The sequence below is a fragment of the Shewanella sedimentimangrovi genome (genome assembly GCF_017354965.1).
Classification (GTDB): Bacteria; Pseudomonadota; Gammaproteobacteria; order Enterobacterales; family Shewanellaceae; genus Shewanella; species Shewanella cyperi.
Genome location: NZ_CP071502.1, coordinates 3692209 through 3707401, shown reverse-complemented (window position 1 = coordinate 3707401; position 15193 = coordinate 3692209). Strand labels below are relative to the sequence as shown.

Sequence of the window (15193 nt, the reverse complement as noted above, 5' to 3'; positions counted from 1 at the left end):
CGTGTATCTGCAGCACTTTGGCTTAAGCGAAGCGCCCTTTGCGCTGACGCCAAACACCAGCTTTTTCCTCGCCATGACACCCCATGTCGAGGCCTTGCAGGTGCTGCAGACCGCATTGCAGACCGGGGAAGGCTTTATCAAGGTCACAGGCGAGGTGGGCACAGGCAAGACCTTGCTGCTGCGCAAGTTACTCAATGAATTGCCGCCACCGCTGCGCTGCGCTTACCTGCCCAATCCCTGTCTCAGCCCAAGCGAGCTGCGTTGGGCCCTGGCATCTGAGCTGGGGCTGAAATACTCGGCCAACATAGACCAGCAGCAACTGACCAGTCTGATCCAGCAGCAACTGCTGGCGCTGGCGGCCCACGGTCATGCCGTGGTCTTGATTCTCGACGAAGCCCAGGCGCTGCCGACCGACAGTCTGGAAACCCTGAGGCTGTTCACCAATCTGGAAACCGAGACCCGTAAACTGTTGCAGGTGGTGCTGTTTGGCCAACCTGAGCTGGACCAGCGACTGGCAAGTGCGGAGCTCAGGCAATTGCGGCAAAGGATCACCTTCAGCTATAGACTGCGGCCCCTGAATGAGCGCGAAACCCAGACCTATCTGAATCATCGCCTGGCCGTGGCGGGGTTTCAGGGCGCCCCCATGTTCGGTGCGGCCGAGGCCAGGCTGTTGCAGCGGGCATCCCGCGGGATCCCCAGATTATTGAATATCCTGGCCCACAAGGCCCTGATGCTGGCCTTTGGCGCAGGCGACTCCAGGCCCAGCCGCAGCCAGTTGCGGGCTGCCATTAAAGACACAGAAGATGCCACCCAGGGCCAATGGCCGTTAAGCTGGGCCGGTTGGCTGGCCTGCGGGGCGCTGCTGACCAGCCTGGTGTTCTGGTTCGGTGGCGTCGGTCAATGGGGGGCTGGTCTGTGAGCGTAATTAATCAGATGCTCAAGGATCTCGACAAGCGCCGGCAACCCCATAGCCTGAGCGCCATGCCCAAGGTCTTGCCCAATGCCATGCAGGAATCGCGGCCAAGCCGTATCCGCATGCTGTGGTGGTTGCTGCCCGCGGCCTTGTTGATGGCAGCTTGGCAGCTGTGGAGCGAAGCGGCCAAGGTACCGGCTGCTGCTCCGGCACCGGAATATGTTGCGGCCGCACAAAATCAGGTAGCTTCGGTTGAACCGGCAGTTGCCGAAACCCTGACTCCGACCTCTGATGCCGTTGATGAACCTGTCACAACCTCGCCAGCCACTGCGCCTGCTGCGTTAATTGCGACCCCGGCTTTGGCAAAGAGCGATGAACCGCATTCCGGTGAGCAGCAAGCACCGACTGAACCTGTGGCCGAACCGCTGACAACGGCGCTGCCGGTTGAGCTGGATGACCGCCGGCAAAGTGTGCCTTCACCAGCTATTGCCGACAGCGGCTCCCTCGCCATTACCGAGGTCAAGTTCAGCCCGGAGGAGCTGGCCCAAAAAAGCTATATGGAAGCCCTTGCAGCCCAGGAGCAAGGCCAAGTGGCGGAGGCGGAGCGGGCCTATCGTCGTGCCCTGGCGCAAAATTCTGCCCATCACGAAGCACGCAAGGCGCTGGTGGCGCTGCTTTTCGGCCGCAGCCAATTGGCCCAGGCCATTATGCTGCTTGATGCTGGCATAGGCCAATTTCCGGAAATCACCGAATTCAGAATCCTGCTGGCCAAGGTGCAAATGGCGCAAGGGCAGGAGGCCGCTGCGCGCCTGACCCTGGACGCCATTGCCGACAGCGACAGTCTGGCGTTGGATAAATGGCTGCAACTGGCAGAACTGGCTCGGCGCCAGAATGACCAGCGCCTGGCGGAACAGGCCTATGCTGCGCTGACCGCCTTGCAGCCGAACGAGGGCCGTTGGTGGCTGGGGTTGGCTTATGCCCAGGATGCCCAGGGACAGTATGTGCAGGCTGTAACGGCTTACCGTCGGGCTTTGGGGCTTGACGGCCTGTCCCGCGACGCGCGGGATTTTATGGAACACAGATTGATGCAGTTGGGAGAGAACCGATGAAACCGAAACTCAAGATGCGCCTTGGCGATCTTCTGGTATCCGAGCAGATAATCGGTGAGGAGCAGCTGCAACAGGCGCTGGCGGAGCAGAAGAAAACCGGCCGCAAGCTGGGTCATACCTTGATTGATTTGGGCTTTATTTCCGAGACCCAGTTGCTGACCTTCCTGTCGCACCAGCTCAATATTCCCTTTCTGGATATCAGCCGCCGCCCCGTGCCACCTGCGGTAGTTAACCTGCTGTCCGAAGTGCAGGCCAGGCGCTACCGCGCCCTGGTGCTGGAGGATTTGGGGGACGAGGTGCTGGTCGCCATGAGCGACCCTGCGGATCTGCAGGCTTTGGATAACCTGGAGTTATTGCTGGCGCCCAAGCGCATCAATGTGGCCGTGTCCCCCGAGGCCCAGCTGATGCAGGCCTTCGATAACCTGTACCGGCGCACCGATCAGATTGCCCAGATAGCCGGCAAGCTGGAGGAGGAATATGCCGCCGACGAGGTCTTTGATCTGGCGGCCCTGACCCAGGGCGACAGCGATAACGAAACCACTGTGGTCAAGTTACTGCAGTCCATTTTCGAAGACGCGGTGCAGATGCGAGCCTCGGACATTCACATTGAACCCGGTGACAAGTCGCTGCGGATCCGGCAGCGTGTCGATGGCCTGCTGCAGGAAAACGTGCTCAAAGAGGTCAATATCGCCGCGGCCCTGGTGCTCAGGCTCAAGCTGATGGCCGGACTGGATATTTCCGAGAAGCGTTTGCCCCAGGACGGCCGTTTCCATATGGAAATCAAGGGTCACAAGATAGATGTACGTATGTCCACCATGCCGATTTATCACGGTGAATCCGTGGTGATGCGTCTGCTGGACCAATCCGCCGGCCTGCTGACCCTGAATGAAACCGGTATGCCGCCCCATATCCTTGAGCGAGTCAGGCGCCAGATTAAGCGTCCCCACGGCATGCTGCTGGTCACAGGCCCAACGGGCAGCGGTAAAACCACCACGCTTTACGGCATTCTCAGCGAGCTCAATACCGCCGACCGCAAGATAATCACGGTGGAAGATCCGGTGGAATACCAGCTGCCGCGGATAAACCAGGTGCAGGTCAACCACAAGATAGGCCTGGACTTCTCCAACGTGCTGCGCACCACTCTGCGTCAGGATCCGGACATCATCATGGTGGGTGAGATGCGCGATCAGGAGACGGTGGAAATCGGTTTGCGGGGTGCGCTCACGGGTCACTTCGTCCTGTCGACGCTGCACACCAACGACGCGGTGACCTCGGCCCTGCGTCTGCTGGACATGGGCGCGGCCGCCTATTTGGTGGCCAGCGCGCTGCGGGTCATCATAGCCCAGCGTCTGGTGCGGCGGGTGTGCCAGAACTGCGCCGCCGAGCATCAGCCCTCGGCCCAGGACCGGGCCTGGCTTGCCAGCGTCAGCAAGCTGGATTTCAGCAATGCCCGCTTTCGCATGGGCAGCGGCTGCCAGAGCTGCAACGGCACAGGCTATCGCGGCCGTATAGGTATCTTTGAAATCCTGGAGCTGGATGAAGCCATGGTGGATGCCATGCGAACCGGCAATCCCCAGGCCTTTGCCCATGCTGCCTATCAGAGTCCCAATTTTACCCCGCTGGCGGAATCGGCCATGGGCTACCTGCGTGAAGGCATGACCACCATTGAAGAGGTGGCCCGTCTGGTGGAGGACATGTCAGACAGCCCACAATCCCTTGCCGAAGACATGCAGCAGTTTGAGTGGGAGTCCTGAAAATGCCCCTGTACCACTACCGTGGCCGTAATGCCCAGGGCCAACAGGTAACCGGGCAGTTGGAGGCGGCCAGCGAACACGCCGCCGCCGACCAGCTGCTGGCCCGGGCGGTGATCCCATTGGAGCTGACCGCCACTAAGTCCAGGCAAGGTTTCAGCCTGGAAAAGCTGTTTGCCCGGCAGGTGAGTCTCGACGAGCTGCAAATCTTTACCCGGCAGATGTATTCACTCACCCGCTCCGGCATTCCTATTCTGAGGGCCATTGCCGGCCTGTCCGAATCCAGCCATTCGGCCCGGATGAAGGAGGCCTTGCAGGATATTTCCGAGCAGCTCACCGCGGGGCGCAGCCTGTCATCGGCCATGAATCAACATCCCGATGTGTTTAACGCCCTGTTTGTCTCCATGGTGCACGTGGGGGAGAACACAGGTAAGTTGGAGGACATCTTCCTGCAACTGTCGGGTTATATCGAGCGGGAGCAGGAAACCCGGCGGCGGATCAAATCCGCCATGCGCTATCCGATATTTGTACTGATCGCCATCGCCATCGCCATGGTGATCCTCAATATCATGGTGATCCCCAAATTTGCCGACATGTTTTCCCGCTTTGGTGCCGATCTGCCCTGGGCCACCAAGCTGCTGATTGCTACCTCCAACCTGTTTGTTCATTACTGGTTTCTGCTGTTGCTGGGGCTGCTGGGCGTCATTATCGGCATACGTTATTGGCATGCCAGCGAACAGGGCGAGAAACAGTGGGATCAGTGGAAACTGCATATTCCGGCGGTGGGCTCCATTATCGAGCGTTCGACCCTGGCCCGCTATTGCCGCAGTTTCGCCATGATGCTCAGTGCCGGTGTGCCCATGACCCAGGCGTTGAGCCTGGTGGCCGATGCGGTCGATAACGCCTTTATGCACGACAGGATAGTGGGTATGCGCCGCGGCATAGAGGCCGGTGAGTCCGTGCTCAGGGTGTCCAATCACAGCCAGCTGTTTACCCCGCTGGTGCTGCAGATGGTGGCCGTGGGTGAGGAAACCGGGCAGATAGATCAGCTGCTCAATGATGCTGCCGATTTCTACGAGGGTGAGGTGGATTACGATCTGAAAAACCTGACCGCCAAGCTGGAACCCATTTTGATCGGCATAGTGGCCGGCATAGTCTTGATCCTGGCCCTGGGCATTTACCTGCCCATGTGGGACATGCTCAACGTGGTCAAGGGAGGCCACTGAATGCAACCCCAGCGGGAGGTGGAGGGCGAATTGATGGGGGTGTTCCGCACCCTGACGGCGCTGATCCTGCTGCTGCTGATTTTGGGGGGATTGGGCTGGCGTTATTTTTCCGGGTTGGAATCCGTTGCCGGTAATGGCCTGGCACTGCAACACAGCCGCTTGCTGAATGTGCTGGGCATGGCCCGCTCCCAGTGGCTGAGTCAGGGGCAGCCGGGGGAAGTCATGCTGCAATGGGCCGGTGACGGCGGTCGCTCTGTGGTGAAGATGTCCAAGGGCGGTTGGCCAGTGCCCGATGAGGCGAGCGCCGACGGCTGCGCCCGTTTGTGGCAAGCACTGCTGAGTGTCAAACCCGAGTCGGGTTTGGTCAGTGCCGATTACAGCGTCGAAGCGGATATTTGCTCCTTCACAACACATGATGGCGACAGGCTGGAATACGGCCTGTCGTCGGGTAAACTTCTCTTGGCCTCCCAAGAGTAATTATCTGTTATTTAAAACACTTTTAATGGTTTATTTAGCTGCTACAATGGAAAAATCGCTACGGAGGCAAGTATGAAAGCAAAGCAACAGGGTTTTTCTCTGATCGAGCTGGTCATAGTCATAGTGATCCTGGGGTTGTTGGCCGTGACGGCTATTCCCAGATTCCTCAATGTGACCGACGATGCCGAGGCTGCCAGCGTTGATGGCGTCACCGGTGGCCTGTCCACCGCCGTGGGTTTTGTCCGTGCCCAATGGGAAGTGGACGGTCGCAACAATGCCAGCGTGCTGCTTGATGGTACCAGCATTGCCCTGGATACCCGCTTTGGTTATCCCACGGGCCTGGTCAACACCTCGGCCACTTCAATGACCGATGCCAGTTGCCAGGAAGTGTTTAACACCATATTGCAAAGTGCGCCCCGTAACGTGCTGTATAACCAGGATGCCCGTAACCAGCGCTACACAGTGCGGGTGATTGATGGTTCGGGTGGCAGCGCCACGGCGCTCAATGGCACCGCGGTGGCCAACCTGGACCTGTGTGTTTATCACCAGGTTGCCTCCCTGGTGCTGGACCAAAGCAGCGGTGTGCCCACACCCGTGCCGGATCTGGCCACCACAGGTGCCCTCGGTATCACCTATAACCCGGGCACGGGGCAGGTGCTCAGCTTCACAAATTAACAGATTGAAACAGGCGAGCAGGGAACAGGTCGTGCTATAAAAACAACAATTGGGGTCAGAGGCAGGATGTTTCTGGGCCATCACACTGGAACTGGAATTTTTTATGCGTATGCAAAAACAACAAGGTTTTACCCTGATCGAATTGGTGGTGGTGATCATCATCCTCGGCATTCTGGCGGTTACCGCAGCGCCCAAGTTTATTAACCTGCAGGGCGATGCTCGCAAGGCAACCGTTGAAGGGGTTAAAGCGGCGTTACAGGGGGCCAACTCTCTGATTTACTCGAAAGCAGCCTTGGCCGGGCAGGAAAAAGCTACAGGTGCATCTGTATCTATTGGTAACAGCCTGAGTGTGACAACGGACTATGGTTATCTGGACAGTGCCACTGACTCAGCAACCGTGAAGACCAACCTTGATAAGGCTATGGAGATGACCTTCGAGGCCATCACGGGTACAGACACTGCAGTAGCTAACCAAGACTATGGTGTTATTTATGTCAGCGACTCATCCTTCATCATCGTTCCCAAAGGCAAGAAGGGTAGTGATGCTTGTCGCCTGAATTACACTCCGGCGACTTCAACGACTTTACCGCAGTACGTGTTGACGGTTACTGACTGCTAATAGTTGTTACTAATTGCTATACAAGGTTCTAAAGGCCCGCCTAGCGGGCCTTTTTCTTGTCTATTTAACATCTTGCACATCAAGTATTTGCCTATTTGCCGTCCATGTTGGAAACTTGGAAAGGACGATTTCCGGCGCGGGGCGGCCAATGTTTGGCTCTCACTTTTTTTATCGACGGCACAGACAGGGATTTACCCTGATTGAACTGGTCACCACCATACTCCTTATCGGGATACTGGCCGTGGTGGCCTTGCCGCGCCTGCTTGGTAAGAGTGACTACAGCGACCATGGGCTGCGCAGCGAGCTGATTTCCAGGTTACGGCAGGCCCAGCTGATGGCGCTCAACAATACCGATCAATGCGTGCGCATCCAGGTGTTAAGTGGCAGTGGTTACCGCCAGCAGCGCTTCGATGGTCGCAGCGGTGCTCTGTGCAGTGGCACTGAGCAATGGAGCAGTGATTGGCAGTCGCTTCAGGGGGATACCACCCTGACCCTGGTGGCCGGAGGCAGCGACACCTTCAATCTCGATTTCGACGCCTTGGGCCGCTTGCCGGGCAGCGGCTGTAACGGTCCTTGTTTGCAAACAGGAGCGCTGCAAATCGGCATCAGCCGGGAGGGCTATATCTATGCCCTGTAACTCTTTACCCCGTAACTCTATGCCCTGTACCTCTAAGCCCTGTAGCTCTTTGTCCTGTAGATATGGCTCCACAAGCGCTAAAGGAAGGGGCTTCACCCTGATTGAGTTGGTGGTCGGCATGCTGGTTATCGGCATAGCCCTGGTGATGATGTCGACCATGCTGTTTCCCCAGGCCGACCGGGCAGCCGTTAACCTTTACCGGGTACGCAGCGCCGAACTGGCCCATTCGATTCTGAATGAGATCTGGGGCAAACGCTTCGATGAGGCCAGCGCCATAGGTGGTACCCCGGCCTGTGGATCTCCTTCGGGGGCGCCATGCTCCAGCAGTCTGGGGCGGGACAGTGGTGAAGAGCGCAACGACTTTGATGATGTGGATGATTTTAACGGTCTGAATGAAACCGCCACCCTGCTCGGCAGCAGCGATACCTATGCCGACCGCTACCCGCGTTTTAAGCTGCTGGTGACCGTCAGCAACCAGCAGGCTGACCATGAGAAGCTCATTCAGGTCGACGTGACCACACCCGCCGGTGAAGTGATCACTTACCACGCGCTCAGGAGTAATTACTGATGCGCCAATTCAAGAGCAGCTTGGGCTTTACCCTGGTGGAGATGGTGACCGTCATCATCATCCTCGGGGTGCTGGTGGTGGGCGTCAGCAGCTTTATCATTTTCGGCACCCGGATTTTTGTCGAGTCCAGTGCCGTGGATCAGGTGATGGCCGAGAGTCGCTTCGCCCTGGAGCGTATGACCCGGGACGTACGCCAATCCCTGCCGGGCAGTTTGAGACTTGCCAGCGGCTCCGATGGCAGCCGCAGTTGGCAATGCCTGGAGCTGGTGCCTGTGGTCAGCAGCTCCAGCTACATAGTACTGCCGGTGTTTCCCGACTCAGCCTCCACCACGGGCACGGCGCTGTTGGATTCCGGTTCCTCCCGGGTGGCCAGCGGGCAGTGGCTGTTTGTCTATCCCCTGACGGCGGATGAGGTGTATCAGGCTGCGGCCGGGGATACGGGCAAGCGGGTCGCTTTGCAGGATGTGAGTGTCAGTGCCAACGAGCTGAACCTGACCTTTGCTTCGGCGTTCCGCTTTGTGGAGGCCTCGCCGCGGCAGCGGGTTTATTTTGCCACCACGGCCCTGAGTTACTGCTTTATCCAGACCTTGGCCAGCGGTGATATTTCCTTGTGGCATTACAGTAATTATTCCCTGCTGGCAACCCAGGCGTCTCCGGCCGACATGCTGTCCCAGGGGGCCACAGAGTCCTTGATGGCGCAGCACATTGCCACCGCCAGTCCGCTCAGTCTTTATGGCGCCACCTTACTCAATAATGCCATGGTACAGCTGGATCTGGGATTCAATGTTAATGGCCAGGTATTCAGTTACCAGCATCAAATGCAGGTGATCAATGTTCCCTAAGCCAACCGGGGCCGAACGGGCCATACAGTTTCGACGTCGCCAGCGCGGCAGCGCCCTGGTGATTGGCATCTTTGTGCTGACGGCCATGTTTCTGTTGGCGGCGGCCCTGATCAATATGGCCAGTGACAGCGACAGCGCCCTCAATCAGGAGGTCTGGGGCACCCGGGCGCTGGCGGCGGCCAACAGTGGCGCCGATGCGGCCATGGCACGCTTGTTTCCCCTGGATGGCGCCGAACCCGGTTGCTCTGCGGTTGACAGTGACTGGACGCCACCCAACGTACTGGGCTTTCACGCCTGCCAGGTGTCCCTTTCCTGTCAAGCCATCACGGGTTCGGGTATGACCCAGTACCTGCTGCAAAGCCATGCTGTGTGCGCCAGCGGCGATATCCGGGTCAGTCGTCAGGTGGAGGTCACAGCCCGTGGTTATTAACTGGAACTGGTTGCCTAATCTTTGCCGCCTAACTTGCGTTGGCCTCTCGCTTATCTTGCTGTCGCCCTCGCTGCAGGCCGTGCCACTTTGCTCGGATATTTTTACCGACCCGCCAACCGGTTCCCACAACCCCAACGGCCTGGCGCCTCCCTCGGGGCTTGAATCCAGTCGCGGTGACTTTACTTGTTACACCCATGGTCATACCCGCAGTTGCAACCGCAGCGACAGCTTTGCTGCGGGTGATTTCAACTTCAGTGATGGCAGTTTCAGCCATGGTAATTACATCAGTACCAGCGGCACCACCACCCGACTGTATTTTGATAATCTGGACCTGACACAGGCGAATATCAATGCCTCGGGTAAGCCGGAAAATCTGCTGATCTTTGTCCGTGGCAATGTGCATATCTCGGGGCAGAATTACATCAATGCCATAGTCTATGTGGCCGGTACTGCAACCTTCAGCGGCCAGGCAACAATAGATGGGGCCATGGCCAGCGGCGGCAGCCTGAGCTTCAGCGGCAACGCCTATGCCGATGTGGATTTAAGCATTATAGACAAGGCCGATTTCGGTGGCATGTGCACCGACGCCTCGGCGCTGGTGGATCACTTTGAATTCCAGCTGTCGGCCAATCCCCTGACCTGTAAGGCCGAGACTGTGACCCTCAAGGCCTGTGCCAATGGCGATTGCAGTTCCCTGATTACGGATGCGGTGCAGGCCAACCTGCTAGTCAGCGGTTCTTCCTCTGCCTATTGGGTGGGCGGCAACAGTGTCAGTTTCAGTGGTGGCTCGACCTCGCTGTCACTGCGAAGCACCACCACTGAATCCATCACCCTTGGCATCGGCTCTTCAACTCCATCTGAATTAAACAGTACCCTCTGCCGCTTGGGGGCTTTGGCGCCGAGTGTCGCGGCCTGTACCTTGAGTTTTGCCGACAGCGGTTTAGTGTTTGAGGTGCCGGATAAGCTGGCCAATAAGGCAGCGGAAGGTATCAAGGTCATGGCGGTGAAAAAAGATGACAGCAGCCAGAGCTGCGCGCCCGCCTTTGTCAGCACCACTAAGAGCCTGAGCCTGTGGAGTGACTATTTGGATCCAAATGCCACGACTCAGGCAAGCAATGCCAAGGTGACGGTCAATAACACGGCGATAGGTGCCAGTCAGGCCGATGCCACGGTTCAAAACCTCAGCTTTGATGGAGCAGGTGAGGCCACCATTCAGGTCAATTATCCCGATGCGGGCCAGTTGCAGTTGAATTTGAGTTATTCCGGTAGCGGCGAAGATGCGGAGCTGTCTATGTCGGGCTCAGACACCTTCGTCAGTTTCCCCGTGGGCCTGTGTGTCGTGCCCGAAGATCCCGGTGCTGTGTGCGCTGCAGGCGATGCCTCTTGCCCCGCCTATAAACAAGCCGGTGAGAGCTTTAATCTCAAGCTCCAGGCCATGGCCTGGGAGTCTGATAACGACAGCGATTATTGCAATAACCCGACCACGCCCAATTATGCCCAAGCCAACATAGTGCTTGGCAGTGAGTTGGTGGCGCCCAGCGGCGGTGAGCCGGGCACCCTGACCACACAAGAGTACAATCATCAGATGGCGACGGCCGGCCTCAATATCCAGAGTCAGGCCATCAGTGAAGTGGGAGTATTTAAATTTACCGCCGCGCCTCCCGCCACCTATCTCGGCTCCAACTTTTACAGCATTCCCAAGGCCAGCACTGGCTATGTGGGGCGCTTTATTCCCGCCAGGTTTGAATTGCAGGACCCCAGCGTATTAGCCGCCTGTGGGACAGGCAACTTCAGTTACCTCGATCAGCCCTTCGGCTTAAGCTTGAGCTTGCGGGCCCTGAACACAAAGGATGAGGTGACCCAAAACTATCGGGGGGAGTTTGCCAAGGGCATGGCCCTGTTGGTGCTGGAAAATAACGACGATGGTAAGGACCTGGGTGATCGCATTGCCGATCTGCCCTCCTGGGATAAGGGGGGGGTTGAATTGCCGCTGGACTTCACCACCAGCGTCGCTCGCTTACCGGCGCCGGGCGTGGATGGTCCCTTCGATGCGGCCATGCTGGGGATCAAGGTGGCGGATACGGATAAGGTCGCGCTCACGGCTGCCGATATGAATGCCGCCACCACGGGTAATTGTGCCGACACAGATGATTGTGATGCCATCGCCCTGTCCAGCCAAAGCTACTTCCATGGCCGGGTGGTGCTGGACAATACCTATGGCCCCGAGGATCAGTGGCTCACCATGGCGGGTCGGGTGCAGTATTGGAATGGGTCCGCCTGGGCGCTTAATCTCAGCGACAGTTGCAGCAGTTTTGCGCCGGCATTGGCCACTCAGGTGGATGATACTGTGTTGGGTTATGGCTTTAACCCGGCGCTGGGCGTCAATCAAGAGGTTGAGCGTTTTGTTGCGGGGCCTGGCACTATGACTGAGGCCGCCGCCGGGAACTTCAACCTGCTGTGGCGCGCCCTCACCGCTGGCACTTTGGGGGGCTATACCGGACAGGTGACGGCCCCCCTTGAGGTACCCCTGTGGTTACAGTGGTACTGGAACTGGAATGGCCTGGATGCCAATGCCCTGAGTAACCCAAGGGCCAGTGCCTATTTCGGCCGTTATCGGGGTCATGACAAGGTGATCTACTGGCGTGAGGTCTATTGACGACTGTCAACAAAACAGCGCTCCGTTGCGCTGTTTTTTTAGGCGCTAAGGCTGGTGAAATTGTTCAAAAAACCTTTGATTCAAAAAAAATCACTTCATTAGCGAATGTTAACCCCCGCGGTCTTGTGGAATCAGGGTGGCATTGATAAAGTTAGCTGATTTTCTTTCTCTGGCTCCACAGAATACAGGCTAGTTACATGTTCAAGAAGCTGCGTGGCATTTTTTCTAACGATCTGTCGATCGATTTGGGTACAGCTAACACCTTAATTTATGTTCGTGAAGAAGGCATAGTGTTGAATGAGCCTTCGGTGGTGGCGATACGTGGTGAGCGCAACAGCTCTGGCCAGAAATCCGTGGCAGCCGTGGGGACCGAGGCCAAGCAGATGCTGGGTCGTACCCCAGGCAACATCCAGGCCATACGTCCGATGAAGGACGGTGTGATTGCCGATTTCTATGTGACCGAGAAGATGCTGCAGCACTTTATCAAACAAGTGCACAACAACAGTTTTTTCCGCCCCAGCCCCCGTGTGCTGGTGTGCGTGCCTGTGGGAGCCACCCAGGTTGAGCGTCGTGCCATCCGCGAATCCGCCATGGGTGCCGGTGCCCGCGAGGTTTACCTGATTGAAGAGCCCATGGCCGCAGCCATTGGTGCCGGTCTGCCGGTTTCCGAAGCCACAGGTTCCATGGTGGTGGACATTGGTGGCGGTACCACTGAGGTGGCCATCATCTCCCTCAATGGTGTGGTTTACTCCTCTTCCGTGCGCATAGGTGGTGATAAGTTCGATGACGCCATCATCAACTACGTGCGCCGTAACTATGGCAGCCTGATTGGTGAAGCTACGGCCGAGCGCATCAAGCACACAATCGGCACAGCCTATCCCGGCGACGAAGTGCTGGAGATTGAAGTTCGCGGCCGCAACCTCGCCGAAGGTGTGCCAAGAAGCTTCACCCTCAACAGCAACGAAATTCTTGAAGCCCTGCAGGAACCCCTGTCCGGTATCGTCAGCGCCGTGATGGTGGCTCTGGAACAGTCTCCTCCGGAACTGGCATCAGACATCTCCGAGCGCGGCATGGTGCTCACCGGTGGTGGTGCACTGCTGCGTGATCTCGACCGTCTGCTGATGCAGGAAACCGGCATCCCAGTGATGGTGGCCGAAGATCCGCTCACTTGCGTGGCCCGCGGCGGCGGCAAGGCACTGGAAATGATCGACATGCACGGTGGCGATCTCTTCTCCGAAGAAAACTGATCCCTGATCAAATAAGGCGGTGAATCACCGCCTTGAGTTTCTATGAAGCCAATTTTTGTTCGCGGTGTGTCCAATCAGTTCCGATTGACACTGGCAATCATATTGTCGGTGATCCTCATCGTGGCCAATGATCGACTCGACCCCGTACGCCAATCCATGGCGACCCTGCTCAGTCCCCTGCAATACCTGGCCAATGTTCCCGGCGATATGCTGGATTCGATGGCCGAAAACCTCGCCAGCCGAGCCATGCTGCAGTCCCAGAATGCCGAATTGATGCGCCAGCAGCTGCTGATGAGTGAGCGCCTGCAACGCTTTGAACACCTGCGCCAGGAGAATGAGCGCCTGCGGGCCCTGCTTGGCTCGCCACTGCACATGGATGCCCGCAAAATGGTGGCCGAGGTGGTCGAGGTGGCCAGCGATCCCTTTCATCAGTACGTGGTGATTAACCGCGGCAGCCAACATGCGGTTTATGTGGGCCAGCCTGTGCTGGACGCCCAGGGCATAGTGGGGCAGGTGGTGCAGGTCAGTGCCATTACCAGTCGGGTGCTGCTGATGTCCGATGTCAGCCACGGCATTCCGGTGCGCATCACCCGGAACGATGTGCGTCTGGTGGCCAATGGCACAGGCGAGCTGGACGAGATTGAACTCAAGTATGTGGCCAAGAGCACCGACGTGAAGGTCGGCGATCTGCTGGTGACCTCGGGCCTGGGCAACCGTTTTCCCGAGGGTTACCCAGTCGCCAGGGTCATGCAGGTACAACGTGACGATGGTCAGAGTTATGCCCGGGTTACGGCCCAGCCGGTGGCGGCCCTGGACAGGATCCGTTATCTGCTGCTGATCTGGCCGGAAAAAGCCGTGGAGAATTCACCGGAGGCCGTGCCTCCCGCTGCCGAGGCAGACGCTGATATCAAAGGGGAGGCCCAATGACATTACAGGCTCCCCGAGGCAGGTTGGTGGTCTGGTTGACCTTACTTGCCGGATTGGTTTTTCAAATCATGCCATTGCCGGCGCTGGTTGAGGGTTGGCGCCCCGACTGGCTGCTGATGGTGATGATCTATTGGGCCATGGCCCTGCCCCACAGATACAATATCCTCACCGCCTGGCTCCTTGGGGTGGTGCTGGATGTGATGTTGGGGGCCACCTTCGGGGTTCGGGCCCTGGGATTTTCCCTGGTCACCTACGTGGTGGTGCTGCATTTTCAGCGGCTGCGCAACTTTCCCATGTGGCAGCAGGCCTTGGTGATCACCAGTCTGATAGTGCTCTATCACCTGGTGGTATTTTGGGCCGAGTATGTGCTGCAAAAAGCCCAATTCAATGTGGACGTGTTCTGGCCGGCGCTGTCGAGCCTGTTTATTTGGCCTTGGGCCTTCTGGCTGCTGCGTCGACTGCGGCGTCGTTATAAAGTCCGCTAAACAAAGGAAATTGAAATGACTTTGGTACTTGCCTCCCAATCTCCCCGTCGCCGGGAACTGCTGTTGCAAGCCGGGCTTGGACGTGCCGATTTCAGGTTCGAACGGGTCAATCCCGATATAGATGAAACCCCGTTGGCAGATGAGACCCCGGAAGCCCATGTGGAGCGTTTGGCGCGGGAAAAGGCTCTGGCCGGTCTGTCACTGGCATCAGGTTTCGAGCAGCCAGTGGTGTTGGGTTCTGACACCATAGTGGTGCTCGATGGCCGCATCCTCGGCAAACCCAGGGATGCGGAGGATGCCTGTGCTATGCTGAGCGCATTGAGCGACCGTGAACACCTGGTGATGACGGCGGTGGCCATCAGTGATGGCAACCAGACCCGCAGCACTGTGGTGCAGACCAAGGTACGCTTCAGTGTGCTGAGCGAAGATGACATCCGCCTTTACGTCGCCAGTGGTGAGCCGCTGGACAAGGCTGGTGCCTACGGGATCCAGGGCATGGGTGGTGCCTTTGTCAGCGCCATTGACGGCAGCTACAGCGCCGTGGTGGGCCTGCCGCTGGTGGAAACCCGGGCCCTGTTGCAGTCTTTTTCCCTGCTGTGATTGCGGGCTTAACCGAGATACAAAAGCAATT

General features: G+C 57.9%; 16 protein-coding genes. All 16 read left to right on the top strand.

What is annotated here, in order from left to right; translation table 11 throughout:
* The first annotated feature begins 1 nt into the window (after position 1).
* The 16 genes from JYB85_RS16560 to JYB85_RS16485 all read left to right on the top strand — a co-directional run bounded on the left by JYB85_RS16560 (position 2) and on the right by JYB85_RS16485 (position 15162).
* Positions 2 to 919 (top strand): ExeA family protein, encoded by a 918-nt coding sequence (locus JYB85_RS16560; protein ID WP_207380169.1) that lies wholly within the window; start codon positions 2 to 4, stop codon positions 917 to 919.
* On the top strand, positions 916 to 2022 hold the full coding sequence (locus JYB85_RS16555; RefSeq protein WP_207380168.1) for a tetratricopeptide repeat protein: 1107 nt from the start codon (positions 916 to 918) through the stop codon (positions 2020 to 2022). Before JYB85_RS16560 ends, JYB85_RS16555 begins: the two co-directional genes overlap by 4 nt.
* Positions 2019 to 3776 carry a GspE/PulE family protein gene (locus JYB85_RS16550; protein WP_207380167.1) on the top strand — a complete coding sequence of 586 codons (1758 nt, stop codon included), beginning with the start codon at positions 2019 to 2021 and terminating at the stop codon, positions 3774 to 3776. Before JYB85_RS16555 ends, JYB85_RS16550 begins: the two co-directional genes overlap by 4 nt.
* A 2-nt stretch (positions 3777 to 3778) precedes the next feature.
* On the top strand, positions 3779 to 4999 hold the full coding sequence (locus tag JYB85_RS16545; protein ID WP_207382114.1) for a type II secretion system F family protein: 1221 nt from the start codon (positions 3779 to 3781) through the stop codon (positions 4997 to 4999).
* Positions 5000 to 5476 carry a hypothetical protein gene (locus tag JYB85_RS16540; RefSeq protein WP_207380166.1) on the top strand — a complete coding sequence of 159 codons (477 nt, stop codon included), beginning with the start codon at positions 5000 to 5002 and terminating at the stop codon, positions 5474 to 5476.
* Positions 5477 to 5548: 72 nt separating this feature from the next.
* Positions 5549 to 6151, top strand: a complete 603-nt coding sequence (locus tag JYB85_RS16535; RefSeq protein WP_207321032.1) for a pilin — start codon at positions 5549 to 5551, stop codon at positions 6149 to 6151.
* A 109-nt stretch (positions 6152 to 6260) separates the two neighbouring features.
* The gene (locus JYB85_RS16530; RefSeq protein ID WP_207382113.1) at positions 6261 to 6770 is read left to right on the top strand and encodes a type II secretion system protein; all 510 of its coding nucleotides are present in this window, start codon (positions 6261 to 6263) and stop codon (positions 6768 to 6770) included.
* 148 nt (positions 6771 to 6918) lie between these two features.
* Positions 6919 to 7407: a pilus assembly FimT family protein gene (locus JYB85_RS16525; RefSeq protein ID WP_207380165.1), complete on the top strand. Its 489-nt coding sequence runs from the start codon at positions 6919 to 6921 to the stop codon at positions 7405 to 7407.
* Positions 7408 to 7426: 19 nt separating this feature from the next.
* Positions 7427 to 7975, top strand: a complete 549-nt coding sequence (locus tag JYB85_RS16520; protein ID WP_207382112.1) for a type IV pilus modification PilV family protein — start codon at positions 7427 to 7429, stop codon at positions 7973 to 7975.
* Entirely contained in the window at positions 7975 to 8817 is an 843-nt protein-coding gene (locus tag JYB85_RS16515) for a PilW family protein (protein ID WP_207380164.1), read from the top strand. Before JYB85_RS16520 ends, JYB85_RS16515 begins: the two co-directional genes overlap by 1 nt.
* The gene (locus tag JYB85_RS16510) at positions 8807 to 9247 is read left to right on the top strand and encodes an MSHA biogenesis protein MshP (protein ID WP_207380163.1); all 441 of its coding nucleotides are present in this window, start codon (positions 8807 to 8809) and stop codon (positions 9245 to 9247) included. Before JYB85_RS16515 ends, JYB85_RS16510 begins: the two co-directional genes overlap by 11 nt.
* A gap of 55 nt (positions 9248 to 9302) precedes the next feature.
* The gene (locus JYB85_RS16505; RefSeq protein WP_207380162.1) at positions 9303 to 11903 is read left to right on the top strand and encodes a DUF6701 domain-containing protein; all 2601 of its coding nucleotides are present in this window, start codon (positions 9303 to 9305) and stop codon (positions 11901 to 11903) included.
* Positions 11904 to 12100: 197 nt separating this feature from the next.
* Positions 12101 to 13150, top strand: a complete 1050-nt coding sequence (locus JYB85_RS16500) for a rod shape-determining protein (protein WP_207321027.1) — start codon at positions 12101 to 12103, stop codon at positions 13148 to 13150.
* 42 nt (positions 13151 to 13192) lie between these two features.
* The gene (gene mreC, locus JYB85_RS16495) at positions 13193 to 14077 is read left to right on the top strand and encodes a rod shape-determining protein MreC (protein ID WP_207324751.1); all 885 of its coding nucleotides are present in this window, start codon (positions 13193 to 13195) and stop codon (positions 14075 to 14077) included.
* Positions 14074 to 14562 (top strand): rod shape-determining protein MreD, encoded by a 489-nt coding sequence (mreD, locus tag JYB85_RS16490; protein WP_207324750.1) that lies wholly within the window; start codon positions 14074 to 14076, stop codon positions 14560 to 14562. The genes mreC and mreD overlap by 4 nt, the downstream gene beginning before the upstream one ends.
* A 15-nt stretch (positions 14563 to 14577) precedes the next feature.
* Complete coding sequence (locus JYB85_RS16485) at positions 14578 to 15162, top strand: Maf family protein (protein WP_207380161.1); 585 nt, start codon at positions 14578 to 14580, stop codon at positions 15160 to 15162.
* Positions 15163 to 15193 lie beyond the last annotated feature (31 nt).

Excerpts from the sequence above, each read along its gene's own strand:
- JYB85_RS16550 (WP_207380167.1), top strand. The coding sequence starts at position 2,019 with ATGAAACCGAAACTCAAGATGCGCCTTGGCGATCTTCTGGTATCCGAG.
- JYB85_RS16545 (WP_207382114.1), top strand. The coding sequence starts at position 3,779 with ATGCCCCTGTACCACTACCGTGGCCGTAATGCCCAGGGCCAACAGGTA.
- JYB85_RS16540 (WP_207380166.1), top strand. The coding sequence starts at position 5,000 with ATGCAACCCCAGCGGGAGGTGGAGGGCGAATTGATGGGGGTGTTCCGC.
- JYB85_RS16535 (WP_207321032.1), top strand. The coding sequence starts at position 5,549 with ATGAAAGCAAAGCAACAGGGTTTTTCTCTGATCGAGCTGGTCATAGTC.
- JYB85_RS16530 (WP_207382113.1), top strand. The coding sequence starts at position 6,261 with ATGCAAAAACAACAAGGTTTTACCCTGATCGAATTGGTGGTGGTGATC.
- JYB85_RS16525 (WP_207380165.1), top strand. The coding sequence starts at position 6,919 with ATGTTTGGCTCTCACTTTTTTTATCGACGGCACAGACAGGGATTTACC.
- JYB85_RS16520 (WP_207382112.1), top strand. The coding sequence starts at position 7,427 with ATGCCCTGTACCTCTAAGCCCTGTAGCTCTTTGTCCTGTAGATATGGC.
- JYB85_RS16515 (WP_207380164.1), top strand. The coding sequence starts at position 7,975 with ATGCGCCAATTCAAGAGCAGCTTGGGCTTTACCCTGGTGGAGATGGTG.
- JYB85_RS16510 (WP_207380163.1), top strand. The coding sequence starts at position 8,807 with ATGTTCCCTAAGCCAACCGGGGCCGAACGGGCCATACAGTTTCGACGT.
- JYB85_RS16500 (WP_207321027.1), top strand. The coding sequence starts at position 12,101 with ATGTTCAAGAAGCTGCGTGGCATTTTTTCTAACGATCTGTCGATCGAT.
- mreC (WP_207324751.1), top strand. The coding sequence starts at position 13,193 with ATGAAGCCAATTTTTGTTCGCGGTGTGTCCAATCAGTTCCGATTGACA.
- mreD (WP_207324750.1), top strand. The coding sequence starts at position 14,074 with ATGACATTACAGGCTCCCCGAGGCAGGTTGGTGGTCTGGTTGACCTTA.
- JYB85_RS16485 (WP_207380161.1), top strand. The coding sequence starts at position 14,578 with ATGACTTTGGTACTTGCCTCCCAATCTCCCCGTCGCCGGGAACTGCTG.